Source organism: Shewanella salipaludis (assembly GCF_012911865.1).
Classification (GTDB): Bacteria; Pseudomonadota; Gammaproteobacteria; order Enterobacterales; family Shewanellaceae; genus Shewanella; species Shewanella salipaludis.
In genome coordinates this window covers 85605-103167 of record NZ_JAAXYH010000007.1, presented here as the reverse complement: position 1 = coordinate 103167, position 17563 = coordinate 85605, and the positions used below count along the sequence as shown (strand labels likewise).

Sequence of the window (17563 nt, the reverse complement as noted above, 5' to 3'; positions counted from 1 at the left end):
CCTCACCGTATATGTGTTTGTAATGCAGCCACAAGGTGGTCGATACTGAAATCCTCGTTTTCGCCCCAGTCGTAAGCCTCCTGCTTGCCGAACAAGGAGCCAGCCAACTTTTCTTTTTTGTCCAAATAGCTCCTGAGTGCATCAATGCTCGGTTGCAGGTAACCGCCTTCACGGGCTTTAACCGGGGTTTCGAACGGCACTTGCAGGCGCTGTCCCTTGCGTACCATTACGCGGGCGAATTCCCAGGGACTGGCGCCGGACTGGGTAGTCTGGCGGGCGCTGGGCACGGCGACAAAGAGTGCTTGGGTGAAGGCAGCGATAGCCTTTTTCAAATCTTCCTCGCCCATGGTCTGCGCCAGTTGTCCCAGATCCAGGCTGATATAGCGGTAATAAGTAGCGGAGTTGAACTCCAGGCTGCCCATGTGGGCAGAACCGGGCTCTTCCTGTAGGTCGTCCAGTGCGGTGAAAAACTCGACCTCATTACTGACTTTATGTGTGGAGATGGCGTGTGCAAAAGACGCTGCCGCTTCCACATTCATACTGGCGGCTTGAGCGACCATCCTCCCAAACAAAGCAATGTCTAATGCATCGATGTGTTCATTGATTTGCCCGATCAGCTGTGCAAGCTCGGCTGCCTGCTTTTTGGCATCCTTTTGCTTGATAACTGCATCCGGATCAAAACCAGCTTCACGAAACGCGTGTGCAATGATTTGTACTTCATTGGGGCTGAGAAATAGCAATGTATCTGTTTTTTCTCCCTCAGACGAAGGTTGATCGTTTTCTTCTATGTCAGCTTTGCCTTTTTTGGGTTTGGCTTCTTTCTTCTTGATAAAAATCTGCTCAATCTTGTTGCCGCATGCAACAGCCTGATCCTGCGTTGCGTCAAGCCGCATACAAGCGTCCGCAATGAGGCCAGCAATAAGCTTTGTCCTGGTTCCACCTACCATACCGATCTCGTGTAGTGCAAGCCTCACCTGCCGTTTCCAGCACTGCGAGCTGACACGTGCCCGGGTAACGCCGCCCACTATGGCTGTTTTCGGCGCCCCGACATCGTCCCGGTTCAGGCAGGTGACCGGGAAAGATTGCAGAATGTGATATTCAATACGGGTATTGGTGTAAGTATTAGTCATGATAGTTTTCCTGTGTTAAGCAAAAGGGTTATCGATAACGGGCACAATCTGCAGCAGACCGCAGCCATAGGCGCGAGCGCGGCCAATGCCCTGGGTAAAGCTGTGTTTGAATTGCGCTTGGTCTGTGACCTGCAGCAAACCTTGAACATGGGCCTGGGCAATGGTCACCTGTCGTTGCTGTTTATCTTTGAACTGCTGGATCTCGATTTTGTCCACCTGCAGATGCTGGCTGGCAATGCTAAAGCCCCACCTGGCCGTCGCTCGTTCGATAAACCATTGGGCAACGGCCTCGCGACCGCGTACTGGGGCTAGCTTTCGGCTGACACTATCACGCCGTGTTGGGTTAACTATCACCTTAAAGTGATACTGGCTGTGTTCCAGAAAATCCTCTGGAATGGCTTTACTCTGCACCAAACCATGTTGACCATCCACCATAACCATCGGCTGCCGGTTGGCCAGCATCAGGATTTTCCTTCCTTTGTAATCGCCGCCTTGATCTGCGTATAAAATGCCGCTGGACTCACTGGCCTGTTTCGACTCCGGATCGCGGATATCTTCATACAGGCTGTAGATCACACGATGCAGCGAATAAGCATCGGTAATGCGCAAGGCGTTCATCGCCGGGCGGTCGAGGTGCAGCACACTGGCGATCATGCTCATGCGGCCCCCTCCTCTTTTTCAACTTGAACCGACTGGCCATAGAACTCCTGCGCCCACTGGCTTTTAACTCGCTGCCCATTGAAATAAAAGTCACGCAATTGTTTAAGTAGCCGGATGAAGTCCAGCGGCTGCCCAACCTTGCTGTCAATCAGGGTAAAAATGGGCCGCAGGATCCTGCAGGCCTCCGCCAGTTCGTCACAGGCCAGCAAGCGGCGTAAACGGGCCTTAGCCTGATCACTCTGATTTCCGTCCTCATAACAGGCCGCAATGGCACGCCCAAGCGAGAGGCTGCCATTACGCTCCGCCTTGGATTTTGCAATGGCAGCTGCCACAGTGACGAAAGGCAGGCGCTGATAGTCTTTCTCCAGATCAACACCCAAAGACCCCAATACCTCCCAGCTTTGGTACTCGGTTGCGGGGTTGTCGGCCCGGCGCAATCGGGCAGCCAGCCCTTTGTTTTTGTTACAACGCTCTACCACAGCCTCCACAAAGCGCTGCTCCCAGCTTGTCTTGTCAGCTGCTTGCACAGCTTGAGTTTCAGTATTCATCGGCTTCAGGCCTCCTGCTTCAAATAATGACTGTTATTGGGACGGCACTTGGCCCAGGCATCCAGTTGCCGCGCCGTTCCTCGTTGGCAAAATTGGTCATAGGACTGTTGAGCATAACCAGCAAAGTGACGGCGCAGATTTTGGCGTTGCTTGGCGGCATCTTCGGTTTGATCGCAGTTGTCTACCAGAGACTGGAAGTCGCGTTCACAGAGTTGCCAGAACAGTTGTGTGGATTGGGCCGCTAGCTTGACGCCATCGACTTTCTGCTCCTTGAAATACCCCATGACCCTGCCATACAGGTTCTTGGCCAAAGTATCAAGCGCACCCATTTCCGCTTTCAGTTGGCTAAACCAAAGCGCCCCCAGAATACCGCTGTGCAGCCAGACCTGTGACTCGACAAAGTCATCGCTACCGGACACATATTGTTCGCCTGCATTGCTGCTGACCCGCAAACCACCAGACCAGACAGCAAAGGCATCGGTCACATCTCTCGCCCGATCCAAACCACTGCGCAATTGCCAGCTTTGAAACCCCTGTGATTCTCCTTGTTCAAAGAAGCCCAGTAATGCCGTCAATTCTCGCCAGGGGCGTTTTTCTGGGTCGACCCATAACCCTTTCGGCTCCTTACCTGTGTTATTGATCGCCATGCTGGGATCAACAACACCGTCCTTATAGCCAGGATGCGCTATTCCTTCCGAGTAATGCAGGCCATCATCGGCAAGCAGACAGAAACGACATAGCGGAATGAGTCGCCCCATCAACGTCTGCTTTAACCGTTGCGCTTGCTCACAGTGCTCACCTTCCGGCATCAGTTCCCAGGGCGAGACACCTAATCCTTCGGGGTACAGATTCATTTGCTCAATCTGCCTTTGGCTCAACAGGTTGAGCCAAAGTGTTTCCTGTAGTTCACTGCCCAACAAGAAATTGTGCAGAAGCCCCATATGCGCTACCGCTGGACCAGGCCTACCGGTAGAGGCTTTTCCCTTATCGTTGCGTTTGCCCGCATAACCCGGCGATAGCACGACGCTGTTGTCTGCTTTCTTACCAGACAACGCAAAACCCATCAGAGTCAGCAACAACAAAGCCTTGTCTGCATCATCCAGAGACCGTTGTATCTGACTCTGGCTAAGCACTGTCGTATTGCCGGTAGACACTTCCGGCAACACAGCACCAAAGGCCTGAACTTTTGCCGTCTTGATCGTGGGCATCTGCAAAAACGGCTTCGAACCGTACAGGTAAAAGCAGTCATGCCATTGATCCAGGTACGCCAAGCAACGCTCGGCCAGCCCTTGCGCTCCCAAAGCCTTCCACTCCTCCTCGTTTTCTGGTGTGACGGCAGACTGGGCAATCGCCAGCAGCAACTTGAGCAGTGCAATTTTCTGCACCGGGTTGCCGCCCAGGCTGCGATATTCCGGCTGACTGAATAGCTGCCGCAAGCTAACCCGGCCATGATCCGCCACCGGTATCCAGGGTTCGTCTATCAGATTAAAACGATTTTCCATAAGTTATTTTCCTAGTTTTTTATGACCCGGTAACCCAGGTCATTCCGGTATTCCAGATTGTGTTTGTCATGAATGTCTGCATATTCAACGCCTTTCAAGCTACCAGTTTCGTCCACCAGCGCCACACGTAGCAGACTTTCATCCGTCGGCCAATCGGGGTTACCCAGATAGAAGCAATGCTGCAGACCAAAGCGTTTGAGCTTGTCCAAAGGCAGCGCCTTCGGCGCGTCCTGGATCCTTAGCGCCACCACCTGGCGCATCAGAGTGGCACTCAATTGTCGCCACTGAGGCTTGCTCAGTTGGTAACGTTTCCAGGGCAGGCTCAACTGTTCACCGCTAAGTAAGGTCAGCAAGGTCGATTGCTCTTCCGGAACAAGGCGCATACTCCGCAACAGCAGCACCTCGAAATTATCCGCTTCGCTGTAGCGGGTCTGCGCTTTGCTTTCCGGCAGGGTGTTACCGGCTTCAGCCAGCGTTACTCTGGCCAGTTGTCTTAGCGCATTGCGTCCTGTACGCCAGCGGGTGCCGTTATCCAGCTCGGACAGCCAACGGCTCATCTGGCCCTGATCCTGTCGTGTGACGTATGTACGTTCAATCAGCTCACGAATATCGTGCGGCACGCAGACCGCCTGAATGGGTTGCCAGACCTCCAGGCTGCGGCAGAGCACATAGGGGCTGTACACGAAGGCGCTGCTGCCGAAGTATTTTTCAGGGCTGTCGATGGCAGCTTCAAGTTCCGGTGCCAATAGCCAGGCTTCTGGTTTGGCTGTTTGGCAGCGCGGTGTTTCGTGATGGCGCCAGAGGCGGCCGATACGCTGCAATAACATATCGCTGGGTGCAAAGCGCGTAACCATGAAGTCGGCATCAATATCCAGCGATTGTTCCAGCACCTGGGTGCCCACCAGGATCCTTCCCTGCTCGCCCCTCTTTGACCAACCGGGCTTGCCGAACAGATCCACCCACCGATCTTCAATGCACTGGCGGTCGTCGGCGGTAAAACGTGAGTGTAATAGCCCGCAGGCCACACCCAGTTCACTGGCACGGGCGGCCAGATCCAGATAGCGTTGCTGGGCTTCCAATACGGTGTTTTCGATCCACAATACCTGCTGCCCCTGTTCGGCACGCAACAGGGCCTGCTCCACAGCTAATTTTTCATCGCAGTGCAGTTGGATGGCAAACTCACGGGATGGTCCTGCTGGTACAGGGATTTCATGCACATTTGCCTGAGCTGGGCAGGCAGTGATCAGTGGATAATCCCTGGCGGATAGCGTAACGCCGAGCAGTTGCTGGCGACGCTCCCGATTCAACGTGGCACTGAGAATGATTACCGTGCAGCGCAGGGAACGTAGCAACGCCACCAACGCATCCAGCAGAGTGCCGGTATAAGCATCGTAGGTATGCACTTCATCGAGTATGACCACCTTACCGGCCAGACCGAAAGCGCGTACAAAACCATGTTTGACGTTCATCGCCGCCATCAGCGCCTGGTCGATGGTACCCACGGCAAAGGGCGCCAGCAGTCCGCGTTTTGCCTGATTGAACCAGGCCCCACCCGGTCGGCCTTCTTCGCCCATATCGGTATCCAACAACCAGGCATTGCCGTGCAGCAGCAGAGAACGATGTCGGCAGTCAGCCGCCAGAATTCCAGACAAGCCTTTTTCTTTGTCACCTTGCAGAAACTGGTTGAAGCGCTCGAAAATCTTGTTGGAGGTAAGTTGGGTAGGCAACGCAAAATAAATGCCACTGGCCTGGCCCGTGGACAACATCTTGTATGCGACATACAGAGCCGCCTCGGTCTTACCCAGCCCCATCGGCGCTTCCAGCACGTAGACGCCGGGCGAAGCTACCTGCTCGATCAGTATGGACTGAGCTTCTCTGGGCGTAAAACCAAACAACTGTTCAAAGTTGAGACCCGTTCTATACGTTGACGGAACAAAACCGGCGGCGTCCAGCGCCCTGCCGATATTCTCTTCCCAGGGTGCCTGCGGATCTTCAAAAAACTCGCCGGAACCAATCCAGTCGGCCACAGAGGTGAGCCCTGACAACAAACGGGCTTGTGGCAAAGAATCAACGGTTGGCCAATCCTCATTCAAGCAACGCTTCAGGGCAACAACAAGCTGTTCACGCTCATGCTGCCAACCTGGGCCACCAAAGTTCTCATCTTCCGCGCGCATACCTGCTACTTGCGGCGCAAAACCATGATGTTGCCCGAGAATTTCAGGAATGAAATCAGGTGCATTCAGCGCCTTGGCGGTCAACTGACTAACACCGGCATGACCGCCCCATTTAGCTTCCAAGCGAGGATTAATATTGGGAAGCCTGTCCGTATTAACCAGGTCCGGATCACAAGCTTGGTGTATTTTCTCTGCGAAGGTAGGGCTGGCCTTACCTATATCGTGCCCACCGGCGGCAAGAGGTGCACCCACAGGAAACAGCTCTTGCGCAATGGCAGTAGGAAAGCGTCGAATAATTTCCCGCGCCACTTCGCCAACAATCTGGCAGTGATTCAACACTGTTCTGCCAGGTTGGATCTTTCCATCTGGCCGGACATAAGTCTTAGCAGGGCAATCCAGGAAAGATATGACCTTAACTTCCGATTGGTTGTTACTAGACTTTCTCAACATTTTACAAACCCCATTCGTGCCCGGATCAGGATCCAATGACAAACCAACACAGTGCTTTTACTGGCCGTTTTGCGTAGCATTTTCTTAACCGTTAATAGCCCATCTTCGGTGATCAAAGTTTGCCAGGTGTTGTCGCCGATACGGTTGGCAAAAGCGTCCAGTACGCGGCGAGTTTTCTTTAGCGCGTTCTTTTCGCACTGAGATACAAACGTCACCATCACCTGCCTTGGCCAGCTCACGCATGGCGGCCTGGGTCACAGATGTGCCAGTGCCGAGCAACAGACAAGTGGTATTGGCTATGGGGATATTCCAATAGAGTGACTGCTTACCTTCATCTGTAACATATTCGACGCGGCCGCCTTTGACCAACACCCGACAATGTTCCAGGTAATACATGTTCGCCCGCTTGGAATGCAGAATGCTCTTTAAGTCGGATGGTCTCAGGTCATCCATAGCTTACTTCCTCCTTGTCTTCATATGCTGTGCTCGTCCCTCTTCGCTATAGCCCTTCACTCTACGCTACTGCAAACCACTGGCAATGCTGTAAAAATCCTCAGGTAAACTCACTTTACCTTTAACGGCGAGATCTGCATTGAAAGTCCGTTAACCGCTGAATAACCATTGTTTGATGTCGTCACGGTTGACCAACACCAGTTGTTGGGCCTCCGGGGTGCCGTCGAGCATCTTGGTGTTGACCTGTAACTCATGCAGCAAATAGTTGGCCAGGGCGGCGCGGGTGTTGAGGACTAGCTGGCCGCCTTCCATCCGGTAGTCATTGGCCAGCACAGCCTGTTTGGCGGCGCTGAGACGCGGATCGGGCTGGAGTATGAGGGTAATTCGGGTTTGCCAGGCGTTGTCGCCCGCCATGCCATGAGGTGAGTCGTCCAATACGTCGGCGGCGCCGCGAAAGCGACTGAGCACTAAGTCTCTATAACCCTGGGACTTCTCGCAATAGCCCCGCACGTGCCAGCGCAGCCCGGTATTGACGAAGGTGTGGGGATGAAAGATACGGCCGTCATTTTCCGGATTGGACAGGGAAACATAGTCGACCTCGACGCGTTTCTGCCGCCTTATGCCCTGCACCAGGGCGCGGATCACTTCGGCCGAGACAGTTCTGGGGGGCAGTCGCAGCTCGCTGACCCCAGCGGGTGTTGCTGGATTGTCGATATAGAGCTGGCCGCCGGCGAACCAGTGCAGGTAATGATTGACGTCGGTGGAGATAAAATAGGGAATGAAGCTGGCCGTGGGCGCAAAGCCTGCGTTGCTGCGCACGAGATTGTGCGGATGACGCTCGGCATAGGTTTTCAGATCTTGGTAGGCTTGCTGGCGACTCACGCCAAACTGCGTCATGAGCTGCTTGTTGCTCACAGCGCCTTCCCACCAGGCGAGTAATTCGATAAACAACAATCTTTGACTCAGGTTATCCTTGGCCACTCTATCCATCCTTAGGTCTGCCCTTTGCCTATTCCCGGGGATAGATCTCACTCCCCCGGCATAGCTTCCGTGAACCACCATTAACTTCCAGGTATTTGATGATGCTATATTTTTTCATTTATCGAAACAGCGTACAGCATCACACTTTCCCACTTGGGCTGTCAACAACCAATAGAATACCCCCAAGCGGCTGCGCCTCCCCCTGGACTGGGCTATATTCAGCTCTAAGACTCCTTATGACTTCTCTGTCTCCTATGGCTGTTATGTCTCCCGTGGCTGGCTCGACCCTGTTGGTTTATGACGGTGATTGCCGCTTCTGTCGGACCTGGATCGACTATTGGTCGCGGCAAACCGGCGAGCGGGTAGGCTATGCCCCCTATCAGCGGCTCAAGCGTCAAGGAAGTGAGCTGCAAGAGCTAAGCAATCCGCAGCTGGCCGAGTCATTGGCCGAGCTGAACGAGTCCGTCTTTCGCGGCCATATCCAGTTTTTCGATGAGGATGGCCGACGCTGCCAGGGGGCCGAGGCCGCCTGCGAGGTGCTGCGCCGCATTCCGGGCAAGGGCCACTATGCCTGGGCTTATCGACATATCCCCGGCTGCGCGCCGCTCAGTGAGTGGGTCTATGATTGGGTCGCGGGCCACAGGGAGCTGGCCTTCGGCGCACAGAAGCTGCTGCTGGGTGAGCGGCTGTATCCGCCCGAATATACGCAGATAAGCTGGTTATTCCTGCGGCTGCTGTCGCTGATCTATTTCTTCGCCTTCGCCTCCTTTCATGTGCAGGCGCTCGGCCTCATAGGCCATGATGGCCTGCAGCCGGTGGCAGACTTGATTTTGGCCGCCAAAGAGGTGTTCGGAGACACGGGTTACTGGCAACTGCCAACGCTGTTCTGGTGGGACGCATCGGATACCGGCATCCAGGCGCTGACCCTGGCCGGCATGGGGCTGAGCCTGCTGTTGCTGTTCGGCTTCCTGCCCCGGGCCCTGTTCAACAAGCCATTCAAAAGCATATCCAAACACTTATTCAAAGGCTCATTCAATAACTCTTTCAAGAGCTTATCCGAGAGCCAAGCCAGGCCCTTGGCCACTGTCTTATCCGAGCTCTTGTCCGGGATCTTTCCCGGGCTATGCCTGCTGATCCTGTATCTCTTGTATCTGTCGCTGGTGCATGGCGGTCAGGACTTCATGCAATATCAATGGGATCTGCTGTTGCTGGAAACCGGCTTGCTGGCGCTATTCCTGGTGGGGGGAAATGGGCTAGGCAGAGTCCAGGGCAAGGTCCTGGGGGTCTGGCTGCTGCGCCTGCTGCTGTTTCGTTTCGTCTTCATGTCCGGCGCGGTCAAGGTTCTCAGCGGCGATCCCACTTGGGCCGGACTGACGGCACTCGAGTATCATTTTCAGACCCAGCCCTTGCCGACGCCGCTGGCCTGGTATGCCCAGCAATTACCCGCCTGGAGCCTGCAGCTCTTTACCCTGATGGTGCTGACCATGGAGCTGCTATTGCCTTGGCTGATCTTCCTCGGGCGGCGGCCCCGCAAGCTGGCGGCCTGGGGAATAGTGGTATTGCAACTGAGCATACTGCTGACGGGCAATTACAACTTCTTCAATCTGCTGACCCTGACGCTATGCTTGCTGCTGCTGGACGACAACGACCTGCCCTGCTGGTTGCGCAGCGCCCTAGATTGGGCCAGGGGAAAACCAGCGGCTCCTGAGCCTCCCGAGCCAGGTTCCCCACGCCAGCTGGTCTGGAAGCTGCCCAAGTACTTGTTGGGGATAGTGTTGGGCGTCCTGGGTCTGGGGCAAATTTTTCTCGGTCTGGGGCTGGCCTCGGCGCCGGCCTCACTCGCTGCCTTACTGGGCCGCGTCGATCCCTGGTACCTGGCCAATCCCTACGGGGTGTTCGCCGTGATGACTACCCGCAGACCCGAGATACAGATAGAAGGCTCAATGGATGGCGAGCACTGGCTGCCCTATAGCCTGCCCTATAAACCCGGCGATCCTGCCCGGGCGCCGCTCTGGAACATTCCCCATCAGCCCAGGCTCGACTGGCAGCTGTGGTTTGCGGCACTGGACGGACAGCCCCCGCCCCCCTGGTTCCATAACCTGATGGTAAACCTGCTGTTCAACAATCCCCAGGTGCTGGCGCTGTTCGAGGCGGCTCCTTTTCAAAACCAAGTGCAGACAAGGGAGGGGATTTTGACTGCACAGCCGCCGCGCCTGGTACGCGCCCGGCTGTACAATTACCGCTTCAGCAACCGGCGCGAGCGCAGCGACACTGGCGCCTGGTGGCAGAGACGGGAAATAGGCAACTACTTTCCCGCGGTGCAGTTCAAGATCAAGGCCTCGCCCCTCAACGCCCCAGAGCCCCAGTCCGAACAGCAGGAGCGGCAATAACGCCATGGAGATTCAAGAGATGAGACGGCATTCAGCCCCATAACCAGGCGGCACCTCGTACTCCGGAGGAACTGCCGTAGAGGTTGGCTACCACCTGGGTATGGCATTCCCGTCCCACTACATATGTGGACAGCACGGCAGGCAACTGGCGATAAATGGCCTTGATATTGGACACACCGCCACCCAGCACTATCACATCGGGATCCAGCATGTTGATCACATGGGCCAGGGAGCGGGCCAGGCGATCGATGAAGCGGTTGAAGGCCTGGGTCGCCAGCTCGTCTCCGGCCTGCATCATCTCGGCAATCTCTATGCCGCTGGCGGCCACGCCGCCCGCCGCCCGAAAATCCCGCACGAAGCCAGTACCCGACACGAAGGTCTCGATACAGTCCTGATTGCCACAGAAGCACCGGGTCGAGTTGAATTCATCGGCGGTCATCCAGGGCAAGGGATTGTGGCCCCACTCGCCGCCTATGCCATTGCCGCCGCCATGCACCCGGCCGTTGATGGCGATGCCGGCACCACAACCTGTGCCTATGATCACCCCGAACACCACTGACTTGCCCGCCGCCGCACCATCGACCGCCTCGGACACCGCAAAACAATTGGCATCGTTGGCCACCTTGACGGGGCGCTGCAGCCGCTCACCGAGATCCCTGTCCAGCGGATGGCCATTGATCCAGGTGCAGTTGGCGTTTTTCACCAGGCCGGTGAAGGGCGAAATCACCCCGGGAATGCCGACGCCGACGCTGGCTTTTTCGTCGAGCCCAGCTTCGGCCTCGCCGACCAGGGAGGCGATCGCATCCAGGGTCGCGACATACTCACGCGGGGTGGGGATACGTTTCCTGAACAGCTCGGCGCCACCGGCATCCAGCGCCACCAACTCAATCTTCGTTCCCCCTAAATCGATACCTATCCTGAATTTGGATCTCTGTTCCACTGGTTCACCCCTTTACTGAAAAATATTATCCCGGCCGCTGGCCGGGTGCTCGAGGCAAGGCAAAAATAGCATTGGCTTGCGGTATATCCGACCTAGGTTCGCTCGGCCGGGGGGACGGCTTTAGCTTTTGGTCAGCCTGACATTATCAACCAGCAGCACAACCCCCTGCTGATTGCCCCAGGCAGGAAACACCACCAACGGGGTATCCACCCTGGACAAGTCCAGGGTGGAACCTGGATGGCTGACCAGCTCGCTCAGGGGAATGGAGTAGTGGCTCCAGCTGCCGATCTCCGGGCTAGTGATAGGATAATCCCCACTGCCACAGGGAAAGACGCAGTCCATCTTGATAACGAAATCCCGGCTCGCCCTGGGATCCGCCTCAACATAGAGATCGAAATTCAACCGCTCAAAACTGCCTATGTCGTTGACCTCTGCACTCTGGAAATAGGCCACGGCCTCGTTGGTGTTGAAATTGAGGCTACGGACATTGCCATGCTCGCCGCCGACATCGACTTCACCCAGAACCACATTGCCGCTGGCCGCATAGGCAGCCAGCGCAAAGGGTGCCTTGTCCTGGTCATCGTAGATCACCAGCTCGGTCGCGCTGTCGGCATGATATTCGATGCGAATATTGTCCAGTTTCAATTGCATAGGCCCCAGAGGCTCAACCACAAAGGGGTTGAGTATACTGGCGATATTCGCACCGGCACCGGGAGAAAATCTATTGCCGCCCGCCAGTATGGTGGCGATGGGAATGCGGATCTCGGTCCATTGGCCCACGGCCGGCAAGGTGACTGAGTAATCGCTGACGTTCGGCCAACCACTGTCCAGCTTCACCAGCAGCTCGGTGCCCTGGGCCGCACTCAAAAGATTGAGGTCAAATACCAGCTCGCCTGCGGCGGCAAAGTGACTCAAATCGACCCTGGGCGCATATCCGAAGTAGATATTCCCCGTGGTCCCTGTCTTGCTGACGCTCAGGACATCCCCCCGGCCGGATTCGGCAACTTGTGCGACGGCTATCTCACCATCCGGGTTGTAGCTGTTGAGTTGCAGGCCTGCGGCCAGGGCGTCGTCGAAAAGTTCAAATATTGGTCCGGCACCTATGCTGTCATCCCCCGGGGCAATAACCGGCGGCTGATTGCCTTCCTGCAAGATGGCGTCATCACCAATGGTGGCGCAGCCCTGGCCGGTCGATGGCGCAACACTGCATTCGTAGGCCCTGACATAATCGATGCTCAGGGTCTGAGGAAAGACAGACTCATCTATCCCCTTATCATTCGCGTTACCGGGCCAGCTACCACCTACGGCCAGATTAAGCAGCATGTGGAACTTCTGATTGTAGGGTGCATCGTCCATGCCATTGACCAGCTTGCCTTCGGTATCCAGGTACTGACTGTACCAGCCAGACGAGCGTTGGGTGGCATAGTGAACCCCATCCACATACCAGCGGATCTCGTCTTTCTCCCATTCCAGGGCATAGACATGGAAGTCATCCGCCGGCGAGACATCGTTGGGCAGGCGATATGCCAGGCCGGAATAGACGTTCTGTGGCCAGGCCCGGCCGTAATGCAGGGTGGCGTGGATCCGGCTCTCCCGCTCGCCAGCCTCGGCACCGGCCCTGTCGCTGGTCGTGCCCAGGTTAACGGCTTCCATTATGTCAATTTCACCGGATGCGGCCCAGCCACCGTAAACATAGTCCGTGGGCAACATCCAGATCGCCGGCCAGCTTCCCTGCCCCCTGGGCAATTTAGCCCGGATCTCGAAGCGGCCATATTTCCAATCCCCCTTATTCATAGATCGCAATCTCGCCGAGGTGTAAGGCATCGAGGCCGAGGTATCGGCAGGATCATAGCCGGGATCGCTTTCTTGCTTGGCCGGTCCCTGAAAGTCTTCCCGCTTGGCCACTATGTTCAGCATCCCCTGCTCGACGAAGGCATTGTCGACGCGGTCGGTATAGCATTGCTGCTCGCTGTTGCCGCCACCGTAGCAGTTCACTTCGAAACTCCACTTGCTCATATCCAGGGTGTCGAATTCATCTTGCCAGACCAGATGCCAGCCGCCGGCCGCTGCCGCAGAGGGGACCTCGGCCACCACCTGCTTCTCTGCGGGGGAAGCCTGTGTGTCATGATTGCAGCCACACATCAACAGCGAGGCGACGATACAGCCGAGTCCCTGCATTCCAATTGTCTTGCTCATATTGCTCTCCTTGCGAGGTTGTTGTTATTCGGGCCACTCCTGGCGGCCCGGCTGTCAGCTGTGCGCTGTTACCGGCAGGCAATCGTCGCGTCGGCCGCGCCATGGGGCACCAGCAGCACATCGCTGAAACTGATGTCGGCCACCGTGGCGGTCGACAGTACGAAGGGTGAGAGGATCTTGCCGAAGTTGACCCCCTGTCGTTGGTAGCAGCCCAGATCGATACTGATCTCCTGCCAGCTGCCCAGGGGGGCGGCGTTGAGGGCGGCGGCAATATCCACAGCCGCACGGCAGTCACCCTCACAGCTCATGCCGACATTGACGGCGCCATCCAGCCTGGCGGCGGTCTTGATGCCGAAGGTCAGTGCCGCGCCGGCATCCGTGTAGGCCCGCAGATCCTCTGGGAAATTGCCCTGCAAGCTGACAAAGCCCAGCCCCTTGCCGTTGAAGCTGACGCTGCGGGCATCCTCCTGCACCCGCCTGTCCTGGGTCTTGATGCTCAGCACTGCGTTGTGTTGCACGCTGCTGCCTATGGCCTGGGTCGATATCCGTTCACCTTCGATGTTGCCGATCAGCATCGTCCAGGGAGACTTGACCGCCCGCTCGAACAAAGGCCGCGGCGCCAACTCGGTCTGGCGGCTGAAGTTGTCTTCCGACAGGGTGTTGCCGGTCAGCGCCAGGGCGTAGGCAGCGTCGGCTTCGACCCGTGTATCCGGTTGCCCATAACTCAGGCCATAGCCATAGGGCAGCAAGGGCCGGTAATCGGCATCTTTGACATTCACCCGGGTCTGTTGTGGCGTTGCCGGCCAGGAGAAGGACAGCCTGCCACCGAAGTCGTGATTGATCTCACCATTGGCCTTGGCGAACAGCACCTGGGCTATGCCGTCCCCTTCGGTACCGGGCAGCCAGGCGGCGACGAAGGCGTCCGAGGCGTTGAGTTCGGGGTTGACCCACAGCGGCCGGCCGCTGATAAATACCGCCACCACGGGAATGCCCTGGGCCTTCAATTTCTGTAACAGCGCCAAGTCGCGTTTGTTGCCGCGCTGATATTCGAGGTTATCGATATCGCCATTGCCTTCGGCATAGGGCTCCTCACCGAACACCACTATCGCCACGTCCGGCTTGTCGGCCGCATCGAAGCTGCCTTGTGGACTCAGCATGGCCATGCCGCCGGCGGCTTTCAGGGTCTGGGCAATGCCTGCATAGATGGAGGTCGCACCGGGAAAGTCCTGGTTGCTGTTGTCTGTGCCTTGCCAGGTAATGGACCAGCCACCGCTCTGCTTGCCTATGTTGTCGGCCGCATCGCCCGCCACCAACACCTTGGCCCTGGGCGACAGCGGCAGCAGGTGGTCATTGTTTTTCAGCAGCACCAGCGACTCGCGTACCGCCTGGCGGGCGACATCACGATGGCTCGCCTGACCTATCAGCTCTGTCTTGCCCGACAGGAGTCGTTTAGCCGGGCTTGGCTTTTCGAATAAACCGGCGCGGATTTTCACTCTCAGGATACGGCTGACGGCATCGTCGATGCGCGCCATACCTATCTCACCGGCTTTGGCTTGAGCCAGGGTATTGTCATACAAGGGTTTCCAGGCCTGGGTCGGCACCATAAACACGTCCAGGCCGGCGTTGGCAGCCTGGGGACAGGACTCGTTGCTGCAACCTGCCACCTGGCCGTGGCCGTTCCAGTCGCCGACCACCAGGCCGTCGAAACCCATGCGGTTTTTCAGCACCTCGGTCAGCAGATAGGGGTTGCCGTGGTTTTTGATGCCATGCCAGCTGTTGAAAGACGCCATCACAGTCTGGGCGCCGGCAGTCAGGCCGCCGACATAGCCCTGGGCGTGAATGTCGAACAACGCCTGCTCGGATGCCAGATTGTCCCCCTGGTCATCGCCGCCCTCGGTGCCGCCGTCGCCGAGGAAATGCTTCACAGTGGCGAGCACATGCTGATCCGACAGGAAGTCGGTGTCGCCGCTGCCCTGCAAACCTTCGACTATGGCGTGTGAATAAGCTTTCACGATAACGGGATCTTCTGAATAGCCTTCGTAGGTCCGGCCCCAGCGATCGTCACGCACCACGGCGACTGTCGGGGCAAATACCCAGTCGATGCCGGTGACCATGACTTCCTTGGCCGTGATGGCGGCGATCTGGCGAATGAGCTCGGGATCCCGGGCCGCCCCCAGACCTATGTTGTGCGGGAACAGGGTGGCGCCTATGACATTGTTGTGACCATGCACCGCATCCGTGCCCCACATGGTGGGGATGCTGATGCCATCGAGCGAATCGTCCATCGAGGCCTGATACATGGCCTCGGCCAGGGCAATCCAATCGGCCGGGGTGGCATGCTTGTCATCGTTGGGGTAGCTTCCGCCACCGTTGAGGTAGGAACCGAAACCATATCTGCGCATGTCTTCGACGCTGATGTCGCGAATTTCCGGCTGGATCATCTGGGCAATTTTTTGCTCCAGAGTCATTTTCGCCAGCAGCTCGCCGATGCGCCGCTCGACCTCGGCCTCGTTGCTGTGGGGAATATCCAGCTTGGGCCAGATACCTATATCAGTGGTCTTGCCGTCCAGACTGTTGCCGTGCTCGGCAGTTGGCGCAGTCGCTGCTGCTGTCTGTTCACCCAGGTCGGCACTGCTGATTGGCGCCTGTTCCTGACAACCACTCAGGACAGTCGCCAGAGCTATGGCCAGCAGACTCAGGCCAGAAGAGAGGTTTTTTCTCGTTGCGATGACACTCATGATGTTCGCCTTATGCAAAATAAAAAACTCAGACTGCGGCGCCCGCTGACGCCGCATTCCGCTCGAAGCAGGTTCAGAAGCTTGGCCGCTTGGCATCACAGCCAATGGCGCCGTAGAAAGCGATGAAGCCGTAACAGAGCAGTGGCACCAGAAACGCCAGCTGGATCCCCAAGTTGTCCGCCAGCAGTCCCTGCAACAGTGGCAGTATCGCCCCGCCGACTATCGCCAGGCAGAGGATGCCCGAGCCCTGGCTGGTGTGTTGCTCGAGATCCTGCAATGCCAGGCTGAAGATGGTCGGGAACATGATGGAGTTGCACAGGCCCACCAGCAGCAGCGCCCACATGGCCAGGGTGCCTGTACTCGCCAGCGCCAGGGTCACCAGAGCACAGGCGCAGAGGGCGTTGAAGGCCAGCACCTTGCCCGCCTTGATCTTCTGCATCACGGCGGCACCGACGAAGCGCCCCACCATGGCGCCGCCGAAGTAGTAGGCGATATAGTGCGCCGCCTCGGCATGGCTGAAACCGCCTATCTCGGGTTGGACGAGGAAATTGATCAGGAAACTGCCGATGCCGACCTCGGCACCCACATAAACGAAGATGCCTATGGCGCCCAATACCAGATGGGGATAACGCCAGGCGCTGGCGCCGTTCTTGTCGCATGTCGAGGTGTTGGCCAGGGTTTTCTTGCCCAGCTGCGGTAATTTCAGCGAGATGAAGACCAGCGCCAGCACGGCCAGCGTCGCCGCCAGGATGAGATAGGGCAGCTGCACTGTGCCTGCCTGGGCAGCTGCATCCAAGGTCGCATCTGATGCCGATTGGCTCAGCTGCGGTGACGTCGACAAGATCAACCAGCTGCCGAAGAAGGGCGCGACCGTGGTGCCGAAAGAATTGAAGGCCTGGGTCAGGGTCAGGCGCGACGATGCCGTATGAGCCGGACCCAATACGCTGACATAGGGATTGGCCGCCACCTGCAATATGGTGATCCCGGATGCCAGCACGAAGAAGGCCGCCAGAAACATCCAGTAGGAGGCGTAACTCGCCGAAGGATAAAACAGCAAGCAGCCACAGCAGGCCAGCGCCAGCCCGGCGACTATGCCCTTCTGGTAACCAATCTTGCCAACCAGGGCGCCCGCCGGCAGCGACACTATGAAGTAGGCACCGAAGAAACAGAACTGCACCAGCATGGCCTGGGCGTAGTTCAGTTCGAACATATTCTTCAGGTAGGGGATCAGGATATCGTTGAGACAAGTGATAAATCCCCACATGAAGAACAACGAGGTCAACACCAGCAAGGCAAACCTGAAGTTGCCATGCTGATGCACCCCGGCGGCCTGCGCCTCATCCGCGTCAATCGATATTCCTGCCATCTTTCCACTCCATTCTGATCCCCGTCGGCCGCGAT

General features: G+C 57.1%; 11 protein-coding genes and 2 pseudogenes. 1 reads left to right on the top strand and 12 read right to left on the bottom strand.

Translation table 11 applies throughout. The features are described 5' to 3' along the window. Positions 1–2 precede the first annotated feature (2 nt). The 8 genes and pseudogenes from cas7e to HC757_RS11185 all read right to left on the bottom strand — a co-directional run bounded on the left by cas7e (position 3) and on the right by HC757_RS11185 (position 7898). On the bottom strand, positions 3–1130 hold the full coding sequence (gene cas7e, locus HC757_RS11215; RefSeq protein ID WP_169564465.1) for a type I-E CRISPR-associated protein Cas7/Cse4/CasC: 1128 nt from the start codon (positions 1128–1130) through the stop codon (positions 3–5). A 15-nt stretch (positions 1131–1145) separates the two neighbouring features. Continuing rightward, the gene (gene cas6e / locus HC757_RS11210) at positions 1146–1790 is read right to left on the bottom strand and encodes a type I-E CRISPR-associated protein Cas6/Cse3/CasE (RefSeq protein ID WP_169564464.1); all 645 of its coding nucleotides are present in this window, start codon (positions 1788–1790) and stop codon (positions 1146–1148) included. Continuing rightward, a complete protein-coding gene (casB, locus tag HC757_RS11205) occupies positions 1787–2338 on the bottom strand; it encodes a type I-E CRISPR-associated protein Cse2/CasB (RefSeq protein ID WP_169564463.1) in 552 nt (183 codons plus the stop codon). Before casB ends, cas6e begins: the two co-directional genes overlap by 4 nt. A gap of 5 nt (positions 2339–2343) precedes the next feature. Next, positions 2344–3840 carry a type I-E CRISPR-associated protein Cse1/CasA gene (casA, locus tag HC757_RS11200; protein WP_169564462.1) on the bottom strand — a complete coding sequence of 499 codons (1497 nt, stop codon included), beginning with the start codon at positions 3838–3840 and terminating at the stop codon, positions 2344–2346. Positions 3841–3851: 11 nt separating this feature from the next. Further along, complete coding sequence (cas3, locus tag HC757_RS11195) at positions 3852–6464, bottom strand: CRISPR-associated helicase Cas3' (RefSeq protein WP_169564461.1); 2613 nt, start codon at positions 6462–6464, stop codon at positions 3852–3854. A 14-nt stretch (positions 6465–6478) separates the two neighbouring features. Continuing rightward, positions 6479–6685, bottom strand: a pseudogene (locus HC757_RS19045) (hypothetical protein); the annotation flags it as partial. Next, a pseudogene (locus HC757_RS11190) lies at positions 6684–6917 on the bottom strand (type I-F CRISPR-associated endonuclease Cas1f); the annotation flags it as partial. The pseudogenes HC757_RS19045 and HC757_RS11190, both read right to left, overlap by 2 nt. Before the next feature lie 150 nt (positions 6918–7067). Next, positions 7068–7898 (bottom strand): BrxR family helix-turn-helix transcriptional regulator, encoded by an 831-nt coding sequence (locus HC757_RS11185; protein WP_211164379.1) that lies wholly within the window; start codon positions 7896–7898, stop codon positions 7068–7070. Positions 7899–8161: 263 nt separating this feature from the next. Here HC757_RS11185 and HC757_RS11180 point away from each other — a divergent pair, with 263 nt between their 5' ends. Further along, positions 8162–10288 carry a lipase maturation factor family protein gene (locus tag HC757_RS11180; protein ID WP_169564459.1) on the top strand — a complete coding sequence of 709 codons (2127 nt, stop codon included), beginning with the start codon at positions 8162–8164 and terminating at the stop codon, positions 10286–10288. 31 nt (positions 10289–10319) lie between these two features. Here HC757_RS11180 and mak read toward each other — a convergent pair whose 3' ends face one another. The 4 genes from mak to HC757_RS11160 all read right to left on the bottom strand — a co-directional run bounded on the left by mak (position 10320) and on the right by HC757_RS11160 (position 17528). Further along, on the bottom strand, positions 10320–11228 hold the full coding sequence (mak, locus tag HC757_RS11175; RefSeq protein WP_169564458.1) for a fructokinase: 909 nt from the start codon (positions 11226–11228) through the stop codon (positions 10320–10322). A 120-nt stretch (positions 11229–11348) separates the two neighbouring features. Next, positions 11349–13424 carry a glycoside hydrolase family 16 protein gene (locus HC757_RS11170; RefSeq protein ID WP_169564457.1) on the bottom strand — a complete coding sequence of 692 codons (2076 nt, stop codon included), beginning with the start codon at positions 13422–13424 and terminating at the stop codon, positions 11349–11351. Positions 13425–13492: 68 nt separating this feature from the next. Then, positions 13493–16162 carry a glycoside hydrolase family 3 protein gene (locus HC757_RS11165; RefSeq protein ID WP_169564456.1) on the bottom strand — a complete coding sequence of 890 codons (2670 nt, stop codon included), beginning with the start codon at positions 16160–16162 and terminating at the stop codon, positions 13493–13495. Positions 16163–16235: 73 nt separating this feature from the next. Further along, entirely contained in the window at positions 16236–17528 is a 1293-nt protein-coding gene (locus HC757_RS11160; RefSeq protein ID WP_169564455.1) for a sugar MFS transporter, read from the bottom strand. Positions 17529–17563: the final 35 nt, after the last annotated feature.